The sequence below is a fragment of the Pseudonocardia sp. DR1-2 genome (assembly GCF_023717215.1).
Taxonomy (GTDB): Bacteria; Actinomycetota; Actinomycetes; order Mycobacteriales; family Pseudonocardiaceae; genus Pseudonocardia; species Pseudonocardia alni.
In genome coordinates, this window is sequence record NZ_JAMQOF010000004.1 from 31908 (window position 1) to 47325 (window position 15418).

Here is a 15418-nt window from a genome sequence, read left to right on the forward strand (position 1 = left end):
CGTCGTCCGCGGCCGCGGCGACGTCGCGCGGCCGGGCCGCCCCCTCCGTAGGGTCGCCTGCGTGCTCCTCCGCCGGCCGCTGCGCGCCGTCCGTCCGCTCGTGGCCGCCGGGTCCGTCCTCGCCGCGGCCGGGACGGTGCAGGCCTGGGTGAACCGGGCCGGGCTGCGACGCCCGCCCGCCGCGCCGCCCACGGTGACCGTGCCGGTGTCGGTGCTGGTCCCGGCCCGCGACGAGGCACACCGGATCGCGCCGACCGTGCGGGCGCTGACCGGGCAGCGCGGGCTGGCCGACGTCGAGATCCTCGTCCTCGACGACGGCTCCACCGACGGGACCGCCGCCGTCGTCCGTACCGCGGCCGGCGGCGACCCCCGGCTACGGGTGCTCACCGGAACCCCGCCCCCGCCCGGGGTGCTAGGCAAACCGCACGCCTGTGCCGCGCTGGCCGCGGCCGCCCGCGGCGAGGTCCTCGTCTTCGTCGACGCCGACGTCGTCCTCGTCCCGCACGCCGTCGCCGCCGCGGTGGCGCTGCTGCGCGACCGGGACCGGCCGCTGGACCTGCTGTGCCCGTGGCCACGGCAGGTCGCCTCCGGCCCGCTCGGCCGGCTGGTGCAACCGCTGCTGGCCTGGTCGTGGCTGACGACGCTGCCGCTGGTCGTCGCGGAACGGTCCGGACGGGGGTCGATGGCCGTCGCGAACGGACAGTTCCTGCTGGTCGAGGCGGCCGCACTGGCCCGGGCGGGCGGTTGGGCCGCGGTGTCGGGCGCCGTCCTCGACGACATCGGGCTGGCCCGGGCGGTCCGCGCCGCCGGGGGCCGGACCGGCATCGCCGACGGGTCGCAGGTCGCGTCCTGCCGGATGTACGCGACCGGCGCGGAGCTGCGGGCGGGCTACCGCAAGTCGCTGTGGGCGGCGTTCGGCTCGCCCGCCGGGGCGGTCGCGGTCGGCGCCGGGCTGGTGCTGGTCTACGTGCTGCCCGCGCTCGCCGCGCTGACCGGGTCGCGGGCCGGGCTGCTCGGGTACGCCGCCGCCGTCGCCGGGCGGGTGCCCGCCGCGCGGTGGGTCACCGGGCCGTCGGGCGGCGGCGGCGCGGTCGACGCGCTCGCCCACCCGGTGTCGGTGCTGGCTCTGATCGGGCTGCTCGCGTCCTCGTGGGCGGGCAGGCTGCGCGGCACGCTGAGCTGGAAGGGGCGTGCGCTGTGAGCCGGGTCGTGGTGGTCGGCGCCGGGCTGGGCGGGCTCGCGGCGGCGGCGCGGCTGGCCGCCGCCGGGCACGCGGTCACCGTGTTCGAACGGGCCGACACCCCGGGCGGGAAGCTCGGCGTCGTCACCCGGGACGGGTTCACCTTCGACACCGGCCCGTCGCTGCTCACGATGCCGGACCTGCTCGACGACCTGTTCGCCGCGACCGGCGGTCCCGCGGACCTGCCGGTCACGCCGGTCGACCCGGCCTGCGGCCACGTCTTCGCCGACGGCACCCGGCTGGACCTCCCGCACGCCGCGGCCGCGGTCCCGGCCGCCCTCGACGCCGCCCTGGGCGACGGCGCCGGCGCGTCCTGGACGGCGCTGCACGAGCACTCGCGACGGCTGTGGGACCTCGTCGGCGAGCCGGTCCTGCGCCGCCCGCTCACCACGGCCGCGCTCGCCCGGATGAGCGCCCGCCCTGCCGACCTGCGCGCGGTCGCGCCGTGGCGGACCCTCGACGGGCTGGGCGCGCGGCTGCTGCCCGACCCGCGGCTGCGGACCTGGCTGAACCGCTACGCCACCTACTCCGGTTCCGACCCGCGCCGCACACCGGCGGTGCTGGCGGTGACCGCCTTCGTCGAGCAGGAGTTCGGCGCGTGGTGGGTGCCGGGCGGGCTGCGCCGCATCGTCGACGCCGTCGTGGACCGCTGCCTCGCCCTCGGCGTCACGCTGCACCCGGGCACGGCCGTCGACGAGGTCCTCGTGGAGCGCGGCCGGGCCGCCGGGGTCCGGGCCGGGGGCCGCGAGGTGCGCGCCGACGTCGTCGTCTCCGGGGTCGACGCGCACGTGCTGCACGAGCGGCTGCTCCCCCGCGACGTCGCGCGCCGGGCCCGCAGGCGGCTGCGCCGCACGCCCCGCTCGACCGCCGGGTTCGTGCTGCTGCTCGGGCTGTCCGGCCGGGAGCCAGGGCCGGCGCACCGGGTCTGGTTCCCGCGCGACCAGCACGCCGAGTTCGACGCGATCTTCGGTCGCGAGCCCCGCCCGGTGCCCGACCCGACGGTGTACGTGCACGCCCCCGACGACCCGGCGCTGCGCCCCGACGACACCTCCGAGGGCTGGTTCGTGCTGGTCAACGCACCCCTGCACGCCCCGGGGCGCGGTGTCGACTGGGACGCCCCCGGGCTCGCGGAGCGCTACCGGGACCGGGTGCTCGGCGTGCTCGCCGCCCGCGGCACCGACGTGCGCGACCGCCTGCGGTTCGCCGAGGTCCTGACCCCGGCCGAGCTGGAGCGGCGCACCGGTTCGCCGGGCGGCGCGATCTACGGCACCGCCTCGCACGGCCCCCGGGCCGCGCTGCGCCGGCCCGCCAACCGCGGCCCGGTGCCGGGCCTCTACCTGGTGGGCGGGTCCGCGCACCCGGGCGGCGGCATCCCGCTGGTGCTGATGTCGGCCGAGATCGTCGCCGGTCTCATCGGCCCGGCGGGGACCCCGGGAACCGCGGCGGGGTCGTCCGGACCACGCCCACCGCGAGCTGCGCCAGCCCGATCGCACCCAGGACCGTCCAGGTGAGGGCGAAGACGGTCCCCCACGACACCCCGACCAGCGGCGGGCCGGCCGGGAGCACCGCCGCACCGAGTGCGGGCAGGGCGACCACGACCAGCCGGGTCGGCCGCTCGGCGACGGTCACCGCGCCCACCCCCGGCATGCCGACCGACTGCGCGCGGGCCCGCAGGAACTCGTGCACGAACACCAGCGCGAGCGCCGCGAGGACCCAGCCGGGCGCGGCGCCGAGCGCGACCAGCACCGCCCCGAGCAGCAGGTCCCCGAGGCGGTCGGCGACGGCGTCGACCACCGCACCCAGCGGCCGGGCCCGCCCGGTGCGCAGCGCAACGGCGCCGTCGAGGCCGTCGAGCACCCCCGCGGCGACGACGAGCAGAGCCGCCGCCGCCGTCCACGGCGCCCCGGCGAGCGCGACCGCCCACGCCCCGGCCAGCACGACCACGCCGGACGCCGACAGCACGTCCGGCGGGACCCGGGCCACCGGGCCCGCGGAGAGGACCCGCACCATCCGGAGCCAGCCGCGTACCACCGGGGAGGGCCGGATGCCGCCGTGCAGGGCCGACCAGCCGTCGTCGTCCCCGGTCGTCATCGGACCAGCGTGCCAGCGCCGCAGCGGGGGCGCGCCGTGAACCGGGCCCGCGCCCTCGCCCGCCGGCTCGGGAACACCTTCCCCGGCAGCGACATCGCGCTGTGGGCCGCCGGTGCGACCTACTTCGGGGTGATCGGGCTGGTGCCGCTGGCGATGGTCGCGCTGTGGGGCGTCGGTGCGCTGGCCGGGCCGGAGACGGTGACCACGGCGATGGACGCGGCGATCGGCGGGCTCCCCGGCGGGCACGGCACGCCCGAGGCGCTGCGCACACTGGCCGCGGTGTCGCTGTCGATGGCCTGGTGGCAGGCGCTGGTCGTGCTGTTCCCGGCCAGCCTCTACGGCGAGGGCCTGCGCCGCGCGTTCGTCCAGATGTCCGCAGCCCGCGACCGGCTCACCGGCTGGCGCGGCCGCGCCGGGCTGCTGGGGGTCGCGGCGGTCGCGCCGTTCCTCGTGCTGGTCGTGCTGGGCGCGGCTCCCTACGTCGGTCCGCTCTACGCCGCGGGTGGCTGGTCGCTGGTGTGGGGCGTCGTCGTGGCGTTCCACGTGGTGTGGGTGACGCTGTCGACCGCGCTGCTCGCGGTGTTCGGGCTGGTCGGGCCGGGGCGGCTGGGCCGGCGCGCGCTGGTGCTCGGCGCGTTCGGCACCGGGTCGGTGCTGGCCGGGTTCCTGCAGGGTTTCCTGCTGTTCCTGGCCATCCCGATCGAGTGGTCGGCACCGTTCGCCGGGCTCCCCGTGGTCGGGACGGTGTCGGCGCTGGCGCTGTGGCTCTACCTGCTGCACATCCTGGTGCTGTGCGGGTTCCGCGCCACCGTGGTGCTCGACGAGGTCCTCGCCGCCCGGGACCGGTGATCCCGGGCGGCGGGGACCCGGTGGGTCACATGCCCATGCCGCCGTCGACCGGCAGCCCGGCGCCGTTGACGAACCGGGCGGCGTCGGAGGCCAGGAAGGCGACCGCGTCGGCGATGTCGGCGACCTCGCCGAGCCGGCCCGACGGGGTCAGCTCGACCACCGCGCCGACCGCGGCCTCCGGGCTCTCGAACAGCCCGAGCCCGGCGGTCTCGACGGCGAGCTTCTGCCCCATCGCGGTCGGGACGAGCCCGGGGTACACGCAGTTGACCCGCACCCCGTAGCCGAGCTTGCCCGACTCCATCGCCGCGACCCGGGTGAGCCGGTCGACACCGGACTTGGTCGCGGAGTAGCCGCCGATGGAGGGGAACGCGATGGTCGCGGCGACCGAGGCCACGTTGATCACGGCTCCGCCGCGGCCCGCCGCGCCACCCGGGCGCATGGCACGGAAGGCGTGCTTGATGCCGAGCATCGTGCCGAGCAGGTTGACCTCGAGCATCCTGCGGACGTCGTCGGGCTCGGTGTCGACGAGCAGCTGGGTGACCTCGACGCCCGCGTTGTTGACGACGACGTCGAGGCCGCCGAACCGCTCCACGGTCTCGGCGACCGCGGCGGTCCACGAGGCGTCGTCGGTGACGTCCAGGTGCACGAACCCGTGCTGCTCCCCCAGGGACTTCGCGAGCGTGCCGCCCGCCTCGTCCTGCAGGTCGGCGACGACGACCCGGCCGCCCGAGTCGGCCAGCGCGCGGGCCATCCCCTCGCCCAGCCCCTGTGCGCCCCCGGTCACGAGCACGGTGCGTCCGGTCAGGTCGATCTGCGTCACGGCGACTCCAGTGTCGATCGGTGATATGGGCCACACCCTGCCGCGATCTCTGACCAGTTGTCAAGATATCGTCGGGCGGGCGTCCAGAACGACGGCGTCGGAGACGCAGCGGTCGGTTACAGTGGCTCCCGGCGGACGACGGGAGGGGGCCGCGTGGCACGGGCGAACCCGGTCGACAAGCACGACGCGCGCCGCCGAGCGCTGGCGGACTCGGCCCTGCAGACCCTCGGCGAGCTCGGCTACGCCCGGGCGTCGCTGCGCGAGATCGCGCAGAACTCCCCGTACAGCCATGGCGTCGTGCACTACTACTTCGCCGACAAGCTGGAGCTGATCGTCTACTGCGTGCGGCAGTACAAGGCGGTGTGCGTGACCCGCTACGACGGCGCCGTCGCCGACGCGACGACGGCCGACGGCCTGGTCACCGCGTTCGCGGACAAGCTGTGCGAGACGATCGTCGACGAGGCCCCGATGCACCGCCTCTGGTACGACCTGCGCGCCCAGAGCATGTTCGAGCCGAACCTGCGCGAGGCCGTCGGGCAGATCGACCGCACCCTGGAGGACATGGTGTGGCGGGTCGTCACCCGCTACGCCGACCTCACCGGCACCGCGGTCGCGCTGAGCCCGCACGCCGCCTACGGGATGGTCGACGGCGTGTTTCAGCAGGCCCTGCTGGGGTTCCTCACCGGCGACGACCCGCACGCGTTGGACACCCTGCGCGCCGAGGTCCGCGACCTGCTGCCGCTGACCCTGCGCCCGGTGCCGGTCGGCGCGGGCGCCGGGGCCTGAGCGCCGGACCTCACCGCGACCGCGCGGACAGCCCGCCGTCGACGGGCAGGCAGACCCCGTTGACGTAGGCGGCGCGGTCCGACGCGAGGAACAGCGCGGCCTGGGCGACGTCGTGCGGGGAGCCCATCCGGCCGGTGGGGCTCACCTCGTGCCGGGCGGCCAGCGCACCGGGGTCGTCGACGACCTGCTCGCGCACCATCGGGGTGTCGATCAGGCCGGGCAACACCGCGTTGGCGCGGATCCCGTCGCGGGCGTAGGTCAGCGCCAGCGACACGGTCAGCTGGTCGACCCCGGCCTTGGCCGCGCTGTAGGCGGGGTAGACGTAGCCGGTGTCGCGGATCGCGGCCAACGACGACACGTTCACGATCGCCCCGCGCCCGGCGGCGCGCATGTGCGGCAGCGTGTGTCGGCAGGTCAGGTAGGCGCTGGTCAGGTTCAGCGCGAGCGCCCGGTTCCATCCGGCGAGGTCGAGGTCGACGACCTCACCGAGCACCGCGGCGCCGACGTTGTTGTGCAGTACGTGCGGCACCCCGAGGGTGTCCACGACCGCGGCGACGGCGCGGGCGACGTCGTCCTCGTCGGTGACGTCGGCGGTGACCGCCAGCGCCGCGCCACCGGCTCGGGTGATCTCCCCCGCCACCCGGGCGGCCTCGGCGGTGTCGCGGTCGACCGCGGCGACGACCGCACCGGCCCCGGCGTAGGCCAGCGCCGCGGCCTCGCCGTTGCTCGTCCCCCGCCCGCCCGACCCCGCGCCGAACACCACCGCAACCCGGCCCTCCAGATCCCGCACCGGACCCTCCCCGCCTCGTCGTGCCTGCCGCGCCGTCCCCTGCTCCGGGCCACGGTGCGCCCGCGGTGCGTGCGGCCGACACCGTCCGCCGACGAACGCGGCTGCCGCGGTGTGCTCCGTCTGTAGGATCGCCGGGTGCTCGGTGACGCGGCGACGGCGCTGATCGACCGGCTCGCCGAGGAGCTGTCCCGGTCGGTCGTCGTCGACGACCCCGCCGTGCAGGTCCTCTACGCGAGCGCGCACTACGGCGACGCCGACCCCACCCGCGTCGCGGCGGTGCTCAACCGCGGCGCGGAGCCCCGCATCCGCGGCTACGTGCTCTCCCAGGGCGTGCTGTCCTGGACCCGTCCCGGGATCATCCCGGCCAGCGACGAGCTGGGTATGCACGCCCGGGTGTGCGTCCCGGTCCGCTGGGAGGGCCGGCTGCTGGCACTGCTGATGGTGATGGACGCCGACGGCTCGCTCACCACCGGCGAGCTCGGGCGCATCACCGCGGTCGCCGAGCAGCTGGCCCTGTCGCTGCAGGACCTGGCGCGCACCGCCGACGCGGCCCGCGAGGACGAGCGCCGGGTGCTCGATCTCGTCGGCGACGACCCGGTGGCCCGGGTCCGGGCCTCGGCCGCCCTCGCCGCGGTGGGCCGGGCGCCGGAGCCGGGCACGACGGCCGTCGTCGTCGTGGTGCCCGGGGCGGACGGGCACCACGAGCACGCCGGGATCGCCCTGCGCACGGCCCTGTCCGGGCGCCGCCGCGACGGGACCGACGGGTGGCTCACCGCCGTCGCCGGCGGCACCGCGGTCCTGCTCGCCGCGCCGCAGGCGCCCGGCTCCGAAGAGCTTCCCGCGCGGGTGCGCCGGGTCGTCGACCGCGTCGGCGAGCTGGCTCACGGCCGCTTCCGCTGCGTCGCCGGGATCGGCGACCCGGTTCCCGCACCGGAGCTGCTGGCCGGGTCGGTGACGCGGGCCCGGACCGCGTGCACGGCCGCCGAGCTCGGGCTCCGGCCCCCGGTCGCCCGGTGGGCCGGGCTCGGGGCGCTCGGCCCGCTGCTCGCTCTCCCCCCGGCCCTGCTGACCGACGACGTGGTCCCCGACGAGGTGCGCCGGCTGCGTGCCGCCGACCCCGACGGACGGCTGGTGGCCACCGTCCGCGCCTACCTCGACGAGGCGGGCAACGGCCCGGCCGCGGCCGCCCGCCTGCACATCCACCGCACCTCGCTCTACTACCGGCTCGACCGGGTCACCCGGCTCACCGGTCTCGACGTCTCCGACGGCGCGACCCGGCTGGCGCTGCACCTGGGGCTGGTCGCGCTCGACGTCGTCGCGGCCCGGCACCCGGCACCCGGCCGGGAGCTTCGACAGACGGAGCACGGACCGGCCTGATCCCTCGACCACCGGCGGTGGTGACCGGCGCCACTGCGGCCCAGACTCCTCCGCGGACCCGAGGAGGACACCGATGCCCACCTTCACCACCGCCGACGGTGTGACGCTCGACTACCGCGACTCCGGCGGGGAGGGCGTCCCGCTGGTGATGCTGCACGGCTGGGGCCAGACCCAGGCGATGTTCGCCCACCAGCTCACCGGCCTCGGCGCGCGGCGCCGCGTGGTCACCTACGACCAGCGCGGGCACGGCGTCTCGGACAAGCCGCACCACGGCTACCGCATCGCCCGGCTCGCGCAGGACCTCGTCGAGCTGCTCGACCACCTCGGTCTCGACCGTGCCGACCTGCTCGGCTGGTCCATGGGCGCCTCGGTGCTGTGGAGCCACATCGACACCCACGGCACGGGCCGGATCGGCCGGCTGGTGCTGGTCGACCAGCCCGCGGCCGTCGCCGCGGTGCCGTGGATGCCGGCGCAGGAGCAGGCCGGTTCGGGCGCCATCTTCGACGTCGGCGGCCTGCTGGACCTCGCCGGCAGCCTCGCCGGCCCCGACGGGGACACGGTGCGGGAGGCGTTCGTCCGCTCGATGTTCTCCGGCACCCCCGCCGACGACGTCTGGTCCCTGGTCGCCCGGGAGATCACCCACACCCCCGCCCACGCCGGGGTACCGCTGCTGTTCGACCACTGCGCACAGGACTGGCGCGACGTGCTCCCCCGGATCGACGTCCCGACGCTGGTCCTGGGGTGCGAGGGCAGCCACGTGAGCCCGGAGTCGCAGCGTTGGATCGCCGACCGTGTCCCCGGCGCGACGCTGCACGTGTTCGGGTCCGACGAGGCGAACTCGCACTTCGTGTTCCTGGAGAACCCGGCCGCGTTCGACGCGGTGGTGGAGAAGTTCCTCGGCTGAGCGCACTCAGGGCACGGGGTCTCCCCCGCCGTGCGCCCGGGCGATGCCGTGGGCCGCGGCGCGCAGGGCGGGGACGAGCGTGCGCGCCCGGCCGTCGTGCGGCTGCACCGTCGACAGTGCCGCGACGACGGCCGCGTCCCGGCCACGTACCGGGACCGCGACACCGGTCGCGTCGGGGTGCACGTGGCCCTCGGTGACGACGTGGCCGTCGCGCCGGACGCGGGCGAGCAGGACCCGCAGCCGGTCCGGGTCGGTCACCGTGGCGGGGGTCCGTCGTTCCAGGGGCGCCGCGAGCACGCGTTCCTGCTGCTCGGGCGGCGCGTGGGCGAGCAGCACCAGCCCCGACGACGAGACGTGCAGCGGCAGCCGCCCGGCGATCCGGGTCAGGTTGACCACCGCCCCGGGCGCGGAGAGCCGCTCCAGGAAGATGACCTCGTCGCCGTCGAGGACACCCAGCTGCACGTGGTGCCCGACGACGGCGTGCAGGTCCCCGAGGAACGGCAGCGCCGCGGCCCGCAGGGTCAGCGTCGGCGACGCCCGCTGCCCCAGTTCCCACAGCCGCATCCCGATCCGCAGCCGCCCGGAGCCGGTGCGGGTGAGCAGCCCCTGCTCGACGAGCTGCCCGACCAGCCGCGACGCGGTCGCGACGTGCAGCCCCGAGGCGCGGGCGATCTCGGCGACGCCCAGCTCGGCCCGCCCGGGCTCGAACACCGACAGGATCCGCACCGCCCGGGCCAGCACCGGTTCGCCCGCGACCACGGGTCGAGTCTGCCCCAGGGTGCGTCCCCGGTCACGCGGCCCGGTGGTGATCACCTGCCCGTGACGCCGCGACGGGCGGGCCGGCCCGGGCCCGTCGTCGCGGGTGCCCCGCACGGACCGTCGGAGGAGACCGCCCCGCGGCTCAGCCCTGCGGGACGCGGAGGCCGGACATCCCGCCGTCGACCGCCAGGACGGCGCCGGTGAGGGAGCGCTGGTGCGGGTCGGCGAGATGGAGGATCGATCGTGCGACCTCCTCCATCCCCACGAGGCCCCCGGTCGGCTGGCGGCTGCGTAACGCCGCGAGCTCGGTGCCGGGGTCGGCGGCGGCATCGAGCAGCCTGCCGATCCACGGGGTGTCCACGGTGCCGGGGCACACACAGTTGACGCGGATGCCGTCGCGGACGTGGTCGGCGGCCATGGCCCGCGTCAGGGACAGCACGGCCCCCTTGCTCGCCGAGTACAACGCCCGGTCGGGCAGTCCGGCGGTGGCCACGATGGAGCCGACGTTCACCACCGAGGCCGAGCCCGCGCGACGCAGTGCGGGTAGTGCGGCCCTGGTGGTGCGCACCAGCCCGAGCAGGTTCACGTCGAGCACCCGGCGCCACTCGTCGAGGTCGTTGGCCTCGACGGTGCCGGCCGCGCCGACACCGGCGTTGTTGACCAGGATGTCGATCCGGCCGAACGCCGTCACGACCTCGTCGACGGCCGCGGTGACGGAGTCGTCGTCGGTGACGTCGGCGCGCACGCCGAGCAGCGGGCTCGGCACACCGCCCGGGTCGAGGTCGAGCACGGCGACCCGGGCGCCGCGCGCCGCGAACAGGGCCGCCGTGGCCGCGCCGATGCCGGAGGCCCCGCCGGTCACGACGGCGGTCAGCCCGGCGAAGTCCGCGCGGGGGTCGGTGGTGTCGGTCATGGCAGGGTCTGTCCTCCGTCGACGTGCCAGGACTGCCCGGTGACGAACCGGCTGGTGTCCGAGGCGAGCACCAGGGCCAGGTCGGCGACGTCCTGCGGGGTGGTGAGGCGTCCCATCGGGATGCCGGTGCGGTACTTCGCGGGGTCACCGTGGATCTGGCGCTCCGGGCCGACGCCGAGCTCGCGCCACTGGGCGCGTTGCAGCTCGGTGTCGCAGGAGCCGGGGCACAGCGTGTTGACCCGGATGTGCTCGCCGGCGAGCTCGAGCGCCAGGCAGCGGGCCATCATGTCCGTGGCCGCCTTGGACGCGCAGTAGGCGCCCAGGTCCATCCGCGGGGTCCGGGCGCAGTTGGAGGTGACCACGACGATCGAGCCGGGCCCGCCGCGGGCCCGCATGTGTCCCGCCGCCGCGCGCACCGACAGGAACGCCGCCCGGGTGTTGACGGCGAACTGGGCGTCCCAGTCCTCGACGGCGGAGGTGACCAGGTCACCGGCCCGCAGGATGCCGGCGTTGTTGACGAACACCTGGGGTGCCCCGAGCCGCTCGACGACCTCGGCGAACGCCCGGTCGACGGCGTCGGCGTCGGTGAGGTCGGCCGACACCGGGACGCCGCCGAGCTTCTCGGCGACCAGCCGCGCGCCGTCGGCGTCCTTGTCGATCACCGCCACCCGGGCCCCGGCGTCGGCCAGCGCCGTGGCGATGGCCCGGCCGATGCCGCGGGCCGCGCCGGTGACGGCGGCGGTGCGACCGGTGAGATCGAGTGCGGTCACGACGCGACCTCCGCGGTGGTGTGGTCGGCGTAGCGGGCCCGCATGGTGAGCAGGGACGCCAGGCTGATCAGGGCGGTGGCGACGAGGAGCGCGGCCATCGGCCAGGACGCCTGGTCGTAGCCGACCAGCAGTGCGCTGGCCACGAGCGGGACCAGCCCACCGAGCATGCCGCCGATCTGGTAGCCCAGGGAGGCACCCGAGTAGCGCAGCGCGGGCGGGAACATCTCCGAGTACAGCGCCGCCTGCGGCCCGTACATCAACGGGTGCCCGATGCCCATGATCACGATGACACCGAGGAACAGCAGCGGCGTCGACATCGTCTCGATCAGCCAGAACAGCGGGAACGCGAACACGGCCACCAGGATCGTCCCGGCCGCGAACACCGGTCGTCGGCCGACCCGGTCGGACAGCGCGCCGAACAGCGGGACGGTGCCGCACATGATCACGGCGGCGACCAGGACGGCGGCGAGGAACGTGCCGCGCGGGATGCCCAGGTGCGACGTGGCCCAGGACAGCCCGAGCACGGTGACCAGGTAGAAGACCGTGTTGATCACGATGAACGCGCCGGCGGCGCCGAGCACACTGCCCGGGTGCCGGGCCAGTGCGTCGCGCACGGGCAGGCGGGCGGTCTCCCCGGCCGACTGCATCTGTGCGAACACCGGGGACTCCATCAGCCGCAGCCGGACGACGAGCCCGACGACGATGAGCAGCGCGCTGGCCAGGAACGGCACCCGCCAGCCCCAGGACAGGAAGTCCTCGTCGGGCAGGCTGCTCACCGCGGAGAACGCCGCGGTGGACAGCACGAGCCCGAGCGGGCTGCCGACCTGCGGCCACGACCCGTACCAGCCGGCCCTGCCGGGCGGCGCGTGCTCGACGGCCATCAGCACCGCACCGCCCCATTCGCCGCCGACGGCGACGCCCTGCAGGAACCGGAGCGCCACGATGAGGACCGGGGCCAGGATGCCGATCTCGGCGAAGCCGGGGACCAGCCCCATCGCCAGGGTGCCGAGGCCCATCGCGAGCAGCGAGACCACCAGCATCTTCTTGCGGCCGACCCGGTCGCCGAAGTGGCCGAACACGATGCCGCCGAGCGGGCGGGCGGCGAAGCCCACCGCGTAGGTGGACAGCGAGGCGAGCAGGCCCGCACCCGGGGAGAACTCGGGGAAGAACAGCTTCGGGAACACCAGCGCTGCGGCGGTGCCGTAGATGTAGAAGTCGTACCACTCGACGGTGGTGCCGATCAGGCTGGCGAAGGCGACCTTGCTGCTCTGCCGCCGGTTGCCCGGTGGTGCGTGTACTGCGCTCACTGACGGCTCTGTCATGGCACGGGACCTCTTGTCGATGTCAGGGGGTGGGGGCGGATCGGGCGCTGGGAGCCAGGGCGGCGTCGAAGGCGCTGGTGATGGCCTCGCGGGCCTTGCCGGCCCGGGCGGCGTCGCCGACGACGAGCACCGTGCTCCCCGGGTCGACGGGCAGTCGGCGGGCCAGTTCGGCGCCGCGTCCGGTGCGGAGCCGGTAGTAGAGCGCGTCCCGGATCCGCGGGGAGGCGAACAGGCGGGCGGCTGCCCGCGAGCGGGCGGCACGGGTGCGCAGCAGGCGGGGGACGACGGCGCCGAGGCCGAACCGGTAGTGCGCGCCGGTGGCCACGACCACCAGGTCGGCGCCGCGCAGGTCGTCACCGGTGGCTTCGGAGCCGTAGCGGAACCGGACGCCGCCGAGCCGGCAGGTCCGTTCCAGCTCGTCGACGTAGGCGGTGAACGTCGGTTCGGCCGCGGCGACGTCGTTGAACCGGGGTGCGAGCCCGGTGAGCCGGAACGCCCCGCCGGCGCGTTCCGCCCTGTCGATCACCATGACGTCGTTGCCCTCGGCGACCTGGGAGGCGTAGGTCAGCCCGGCCGGTCCGGCGCCGAGCACCACGATCCGGCGGCCTCCCGGCGCGCTCGTGCCGGCGTAGACCTCCTCCCGGCCGGTCGCCGGGTTGACCACACAGGACAGCTGCGCGCCGGAGCGCATGTTCGTGATGCAGTGGTTGCAGGCCAGGCAACGCCGGACCGGGACTCCGGCCTGTGCCTTGGCCACCCAGTGCGGGTCCGCGATCAGTGGGCGGCCCAGGGCCACGATGTCGAGCTTGCCGTCGGCCACGGCGCCGGCGGCGACCTCGGGGTCGCCGAGCCGCCCGACCCCGATCACCGGGACGTCCACCAGCTGCTTCATCCGTGCCGCGTACTCGACGAACGTCGCCGCGGGGTACGCCATCGGCGGGATCATCCGCTCGGCGGCCGGCAGGGAGCGGTAGTGCCCGGCGGTCACGCTGACCGCGTCGGCGCCGTCCCGCTCCGCCCACCGGCCGACCTGCATGCCCTCGTCGGCGGTGAGCCCGCCCGGGAAGAAGTCCTCCACCCCGATCCGGAAGATCACCGGCAGGCCGGGGACCTCGGACTTGATGCGGCGCAGGATCTCCAGCCCGAAGCGTGCGCGGTTCTCCAGCGACCCGCCGTAGGCGTCGGAGCGGGTGTTCTCCAGCGGGGACAGGAACTGCGAGATCAGGTAGCCGTGCGCGCCGTGCAGCTCGACCATGTCGAACCCGGCCCGCTGCGCGCGGGCCGCCGCGGCCACGTAGGCGTCGACCGTCTCGCGCATCCGGGCAGCCGACATGGCCTCGGGGACGGCGAGCTCGGCCTCGATCTCGAAGACCGGGGTGGGCACCGCCGACGGCGCCACGGGCGTGGTGCCGGAGACGACGGACCGCGCCCGGCTGCCGCCGTGCCCGAGCTGGATCGACGCCCGCGCCCCGGCCTCGTGGAGCGTGTCCACCAGCCGGCGCAGGCCGGGCAGGAACTCGTCGTCGTAGATGCCCAGCTCGCGGAAGCGGTGCTTGCCGGCGATCTCGGGTGAGGCCATCTCGACGGTGACCAGACCGACGCCGCCTTCCGCGCGGGCCCGGTAGTAGGCGAGCGTCGCGTCGGTGACGTGCCCGGCGTCGTCGGCGAGGCGGGTGGTCATCGAGGGCAGCAGCGTGCGGTTGCGGAGCCGCACGCCCCCGATCTCGATCGGGTCGAACAGGCCGGGGACCTCAGCCACGGGGCAGCTCCGCCCGCTCGACGGCCGCCCGCAGCGTGGCCCGCTCGGTGTCGGACACCGGCTGCAGGGGTGGGCGGACGTGCGCGGCGTCGATCCGGCCCAGCTGCGCCAGCGCCACCTTCATCCGGTTGTGCCCGTCCAGGAACGGATCCGCGTAGCAGGCCTCGGCGAAGGGCTGGATGCGGTCCCAGACCCGGCGTGCCTCACCCAGGTCCTGCTTCTCCACCGCGCAGAACAGCTCCACCTGCAGGTCCACGACGACGCTGCCGTGCCCGGAGAGGATCCCGTCGGCGCCGAGCACCAGGGAGGCGAGCAGTGAGCGGCTGAAGCTGGACAGCAGCGACACCGGCCGGTCCAGCGCCCGCAGCGCCCGCAGGTTGCGCTCGTAGGCGACGATGTCGTTCGACCACTCCTTCACCGCGACGACGCTGTCGATCTCGGAACAGATCCGGACCAGCGTGTCGGTGTCCAGCCGGAGTCCCGACGTCGCCGGGTAGACGAACGCGATCATCGGGAGCGACGTGGCATCGGCGATCGTGGCGTAGTGGCCCACCGCCATCTCCGGGCGCAGCTGGGCGCCGCCCTCGAACACGACCGTGGGGAACACGAGCAGGCCGTCGGCGCCGGCGGCTTCGGCGTCCGCGGCGATCCGCGCGGCCTTGGCCGAGCCGTCCTGGTAGACCCCGGAGATGACCGGGACCCGCCCGGCGACCTCGTCGAGGACGATGTCGAGCTGGCGGCGCTGCTCGTCCGCGGTCAGCGTGGCCACCTCGGAGGCGTGCGCGTTGGTCGTGATGCCCGCGACGCCCTCGACGTCGAGCAGCGCACGCAGGTGGCGACGGAGGTTGGTCTCGTCGATCTGCAGGTCCTCGGTGAACGGGAGCAGATGCGCCGGGATCACCCCGTGGAAGGAGACCATCGTCGGTCCCGTCCTCTCTTCGTCGGCTCGGCTTCTCCTCGTCGGATCAGCGCGCTGGCACCGACGCTAGGCCGGTCGACCATGCGGGATGAAATGCCGTTTCAGCACTGCTTATGCTT

General features: G+C 75.6%; 15 protein-coding genes. 6 read left to right on the plus strand and 9 right to left on the minus strand.

Annotated elements, in window-relative coordinates; genetic code table 11:
* The first annotated feature begins 61 nt into the window (after positions 1-61).
* Both ND486_RS12425 and ND486_RS12430 read left to right on the plus strand, forming a co-directional pair.
* Entirely contained in the window at positions 62-1201 is a 1140-nt protein-coding gene (locus ND486_RS12425; RefSeq protein ID WP_251784472.1) for a glycosyltransferase family 2 protein, read from the plus strand.
* Entirely contained in the window at positions 1198-2751 is a 1554-nt protein-coding gene (locus ND486_RS12430; protein WP_251784473.1) for a phytoene desaturase family protein, read from the plus strand. Before ND486_RS12425 ends, ND486_RS12430 begins: the two co-directional genes overlap by 4 nt.
* Here ND486_RS12430 and ND486_RS12435 read toward each other — a convergent pair.
* A complete protein-coding gene (locus ND486_RS12435) occupies positions 2651-3331 on the minus strand; it encodes a CDP-alcohol phosphatidyltransferase family protein (RefSeq protein WP_251784474.1) in 681 nt (226 codons plus the stop codon). The two genes, ND486_RS12430 and ND486_RS12435, sit on opposite strands and share 101 nt — an antisense overlap.
* Before the next feature lie 36 nt (positions 3332-3367).
* Between ND486_RS12435 and ND486_RS12440 the strand changes: the two genes are divergently transcribed.
* On the plus strand, positions 3368-4180 hold the full coding sequence (locus tag ND486_RS12440; RefSeq protein ID WP_062402047.1) for a YhjD/YihY/BrkB family envelope integrity protein: 813 nt from the start codon (positions 3368-3370) through the stop codon (positions 4178-4180).
* Positions 4181-4205: 25 nt separating this feature from the next.
* Here ND486_RS12440 and ND486_RS12445 read toward each other — a convergent pair whose 3' ends face one another.
* Entirely contained in the window at positions 4206-5000 is a 795-nt protein-coding gene (locus ND486_RS12445) for an SDR family NAD(P)-dependent oxidoreductase (protein WP_062402044.1), read from the minus strand.
* A gap of 153 nt (positions 5001-5153) precedes the next feature.
* On the opposite strand from ND486_RS12445, the gene ND486_RS12450 reads away from it, so the two are divergent.
* On the plus strand, positions 5154-5786 hold the full coding sequence (locus ND486_RS12450; RefSeq protein ID WP_251784475.1) for a TetR/AcrR family transcriptional regulator: 633 nt from the start codon (positions 5154-5156) through the stop codon (positions 5784-5786).
* A 10-nt stretch (positions 5787-5796) separates the two neighbouring features.
* Here ND486_RS12450 and ND486_RS12455 read toward each other — a convergent pair whose 3' ends face one another.
* Complete coding sequence (locus ND486_RS12455; RefSeq protein WP_178375313.1) at positions 5797-6576, minus strand: SDR family NAD(P)-dependent oxidoreductase; 780 nt, start codon at positions 6574-6576, stop codon at positions 5797-5799.
* Between the two features lie 135 nt (positions 6577-6711).
* Between ND486_RS12455 and ND486_RS12460 the strand changes: the two genes are divergently transcribed.
* Together ND486_RS12460 and ND486_RS12465 are read left to right on the plus strand one after the other, a co-directional pair.
* A complete protein-coding gene (locus ND486_RS12460) occupies positions 6712-7953 on the plus strand; it encodes a helix-turn-helix domain-containing protein (protein ID WP_251784476.1) in 1242 nt (413 codons plus the stop codon).
* Between the two features lie 73 nt (positions 7954-8026).
* Positions 8027-8857: an alpha/beta fold hydrolase gene (locus ND486_RS12465; protein WP_251784477.1), complete on the plus strand. Its 831-nt coding sequence runs from the start codon at positions 8027-8029 to the stop codon at positions 8855-8857.
* A 6-nt stretch (positions 8858-8863) separates the two neighbouring features.
* Here the strand turns inward: ND486_RS12465 and ND486_RS12470 are convergent, their stop codons facing one another.
* From ND486_RS12470 to ND486_RS12495, 6 genes are all read right to left on the minus strand, one after another.
* The gene (locus ND486_RS12470) at positions 8864-9616 is read right to left on the minus strand and encodes an IclR family transcriptional regulator (RefSeq protein ID WP_251784478.1); all 753 of its coding nucleotides are present in this window, start codon (positions 9614-9616) and stop codon (positions 8864-8866) included.
* Between the two features lie 142 nt (positions 9617-9758).
* Positions 9759-10529 carry an SDR family NAD(P)-dependent oxidoreductase gene (locus tag ND486_RS12475; protein ID WP_208826121.1) on the minus strand — a complete coding sequence of 257 codons (771 nt, stop codon included), beginning with the start codon at positions 10527-10529 and terminating at the stop codon, positions 9759-9761.
* Positions 10526-11299 (minus strand): SDR family oxidoreductase, encoded by a 774-nt coding sequence (locus ND486_RS12480; protein ID WP_251784479.1) that lies wholly within the window; start codon positions 11297-11299, stop codon positions 10526-10528. Before ND486_RS12480 ends, ND486_RS12475 begins: the two co-directional genes overlap by 4 nt.
* Positions 11296-12606, minus strand: coding sequence for an MFS transporter (locus ND486_RS12485; protein WP_251784480.1), 1311 nt, complete (start codon positions 12604-12606; stop codon positions 11296-11298). The genes ND486_RS12480 and ND486_RS12485 overlap by 4 nt, the downstream gene beginning before the upstream one ends.
* Positions 12607-12643: 37 nt before the next feature.
* Positions 12644-14380 (minus strand): NADH:flavin oxidoreductase, encoded by a 1737-nt coding sequence (locus tag ND486_RS12490; protein ID WP_251784481.1) that lies wholly within the window; start codon positions 14378-14380, stop codon positions 12644-12646.
* Positions 14373-15299: a dihydrodipicolinate synthase family protein gene (locus tag ND486_RS12495; protein ID WP_251784482.1), complete on the minus strand. Its 927-nt coding sequence runs from the start codon at positions 15297-15299 to the stop codon at positions 14373-14375. Before ND486_RS12495 ends, ND486_RS12490 begins: the two co-directional genes overlap by 8 nt.
* Positions 15300-15418: the final 119 nt, after the last annotated feature.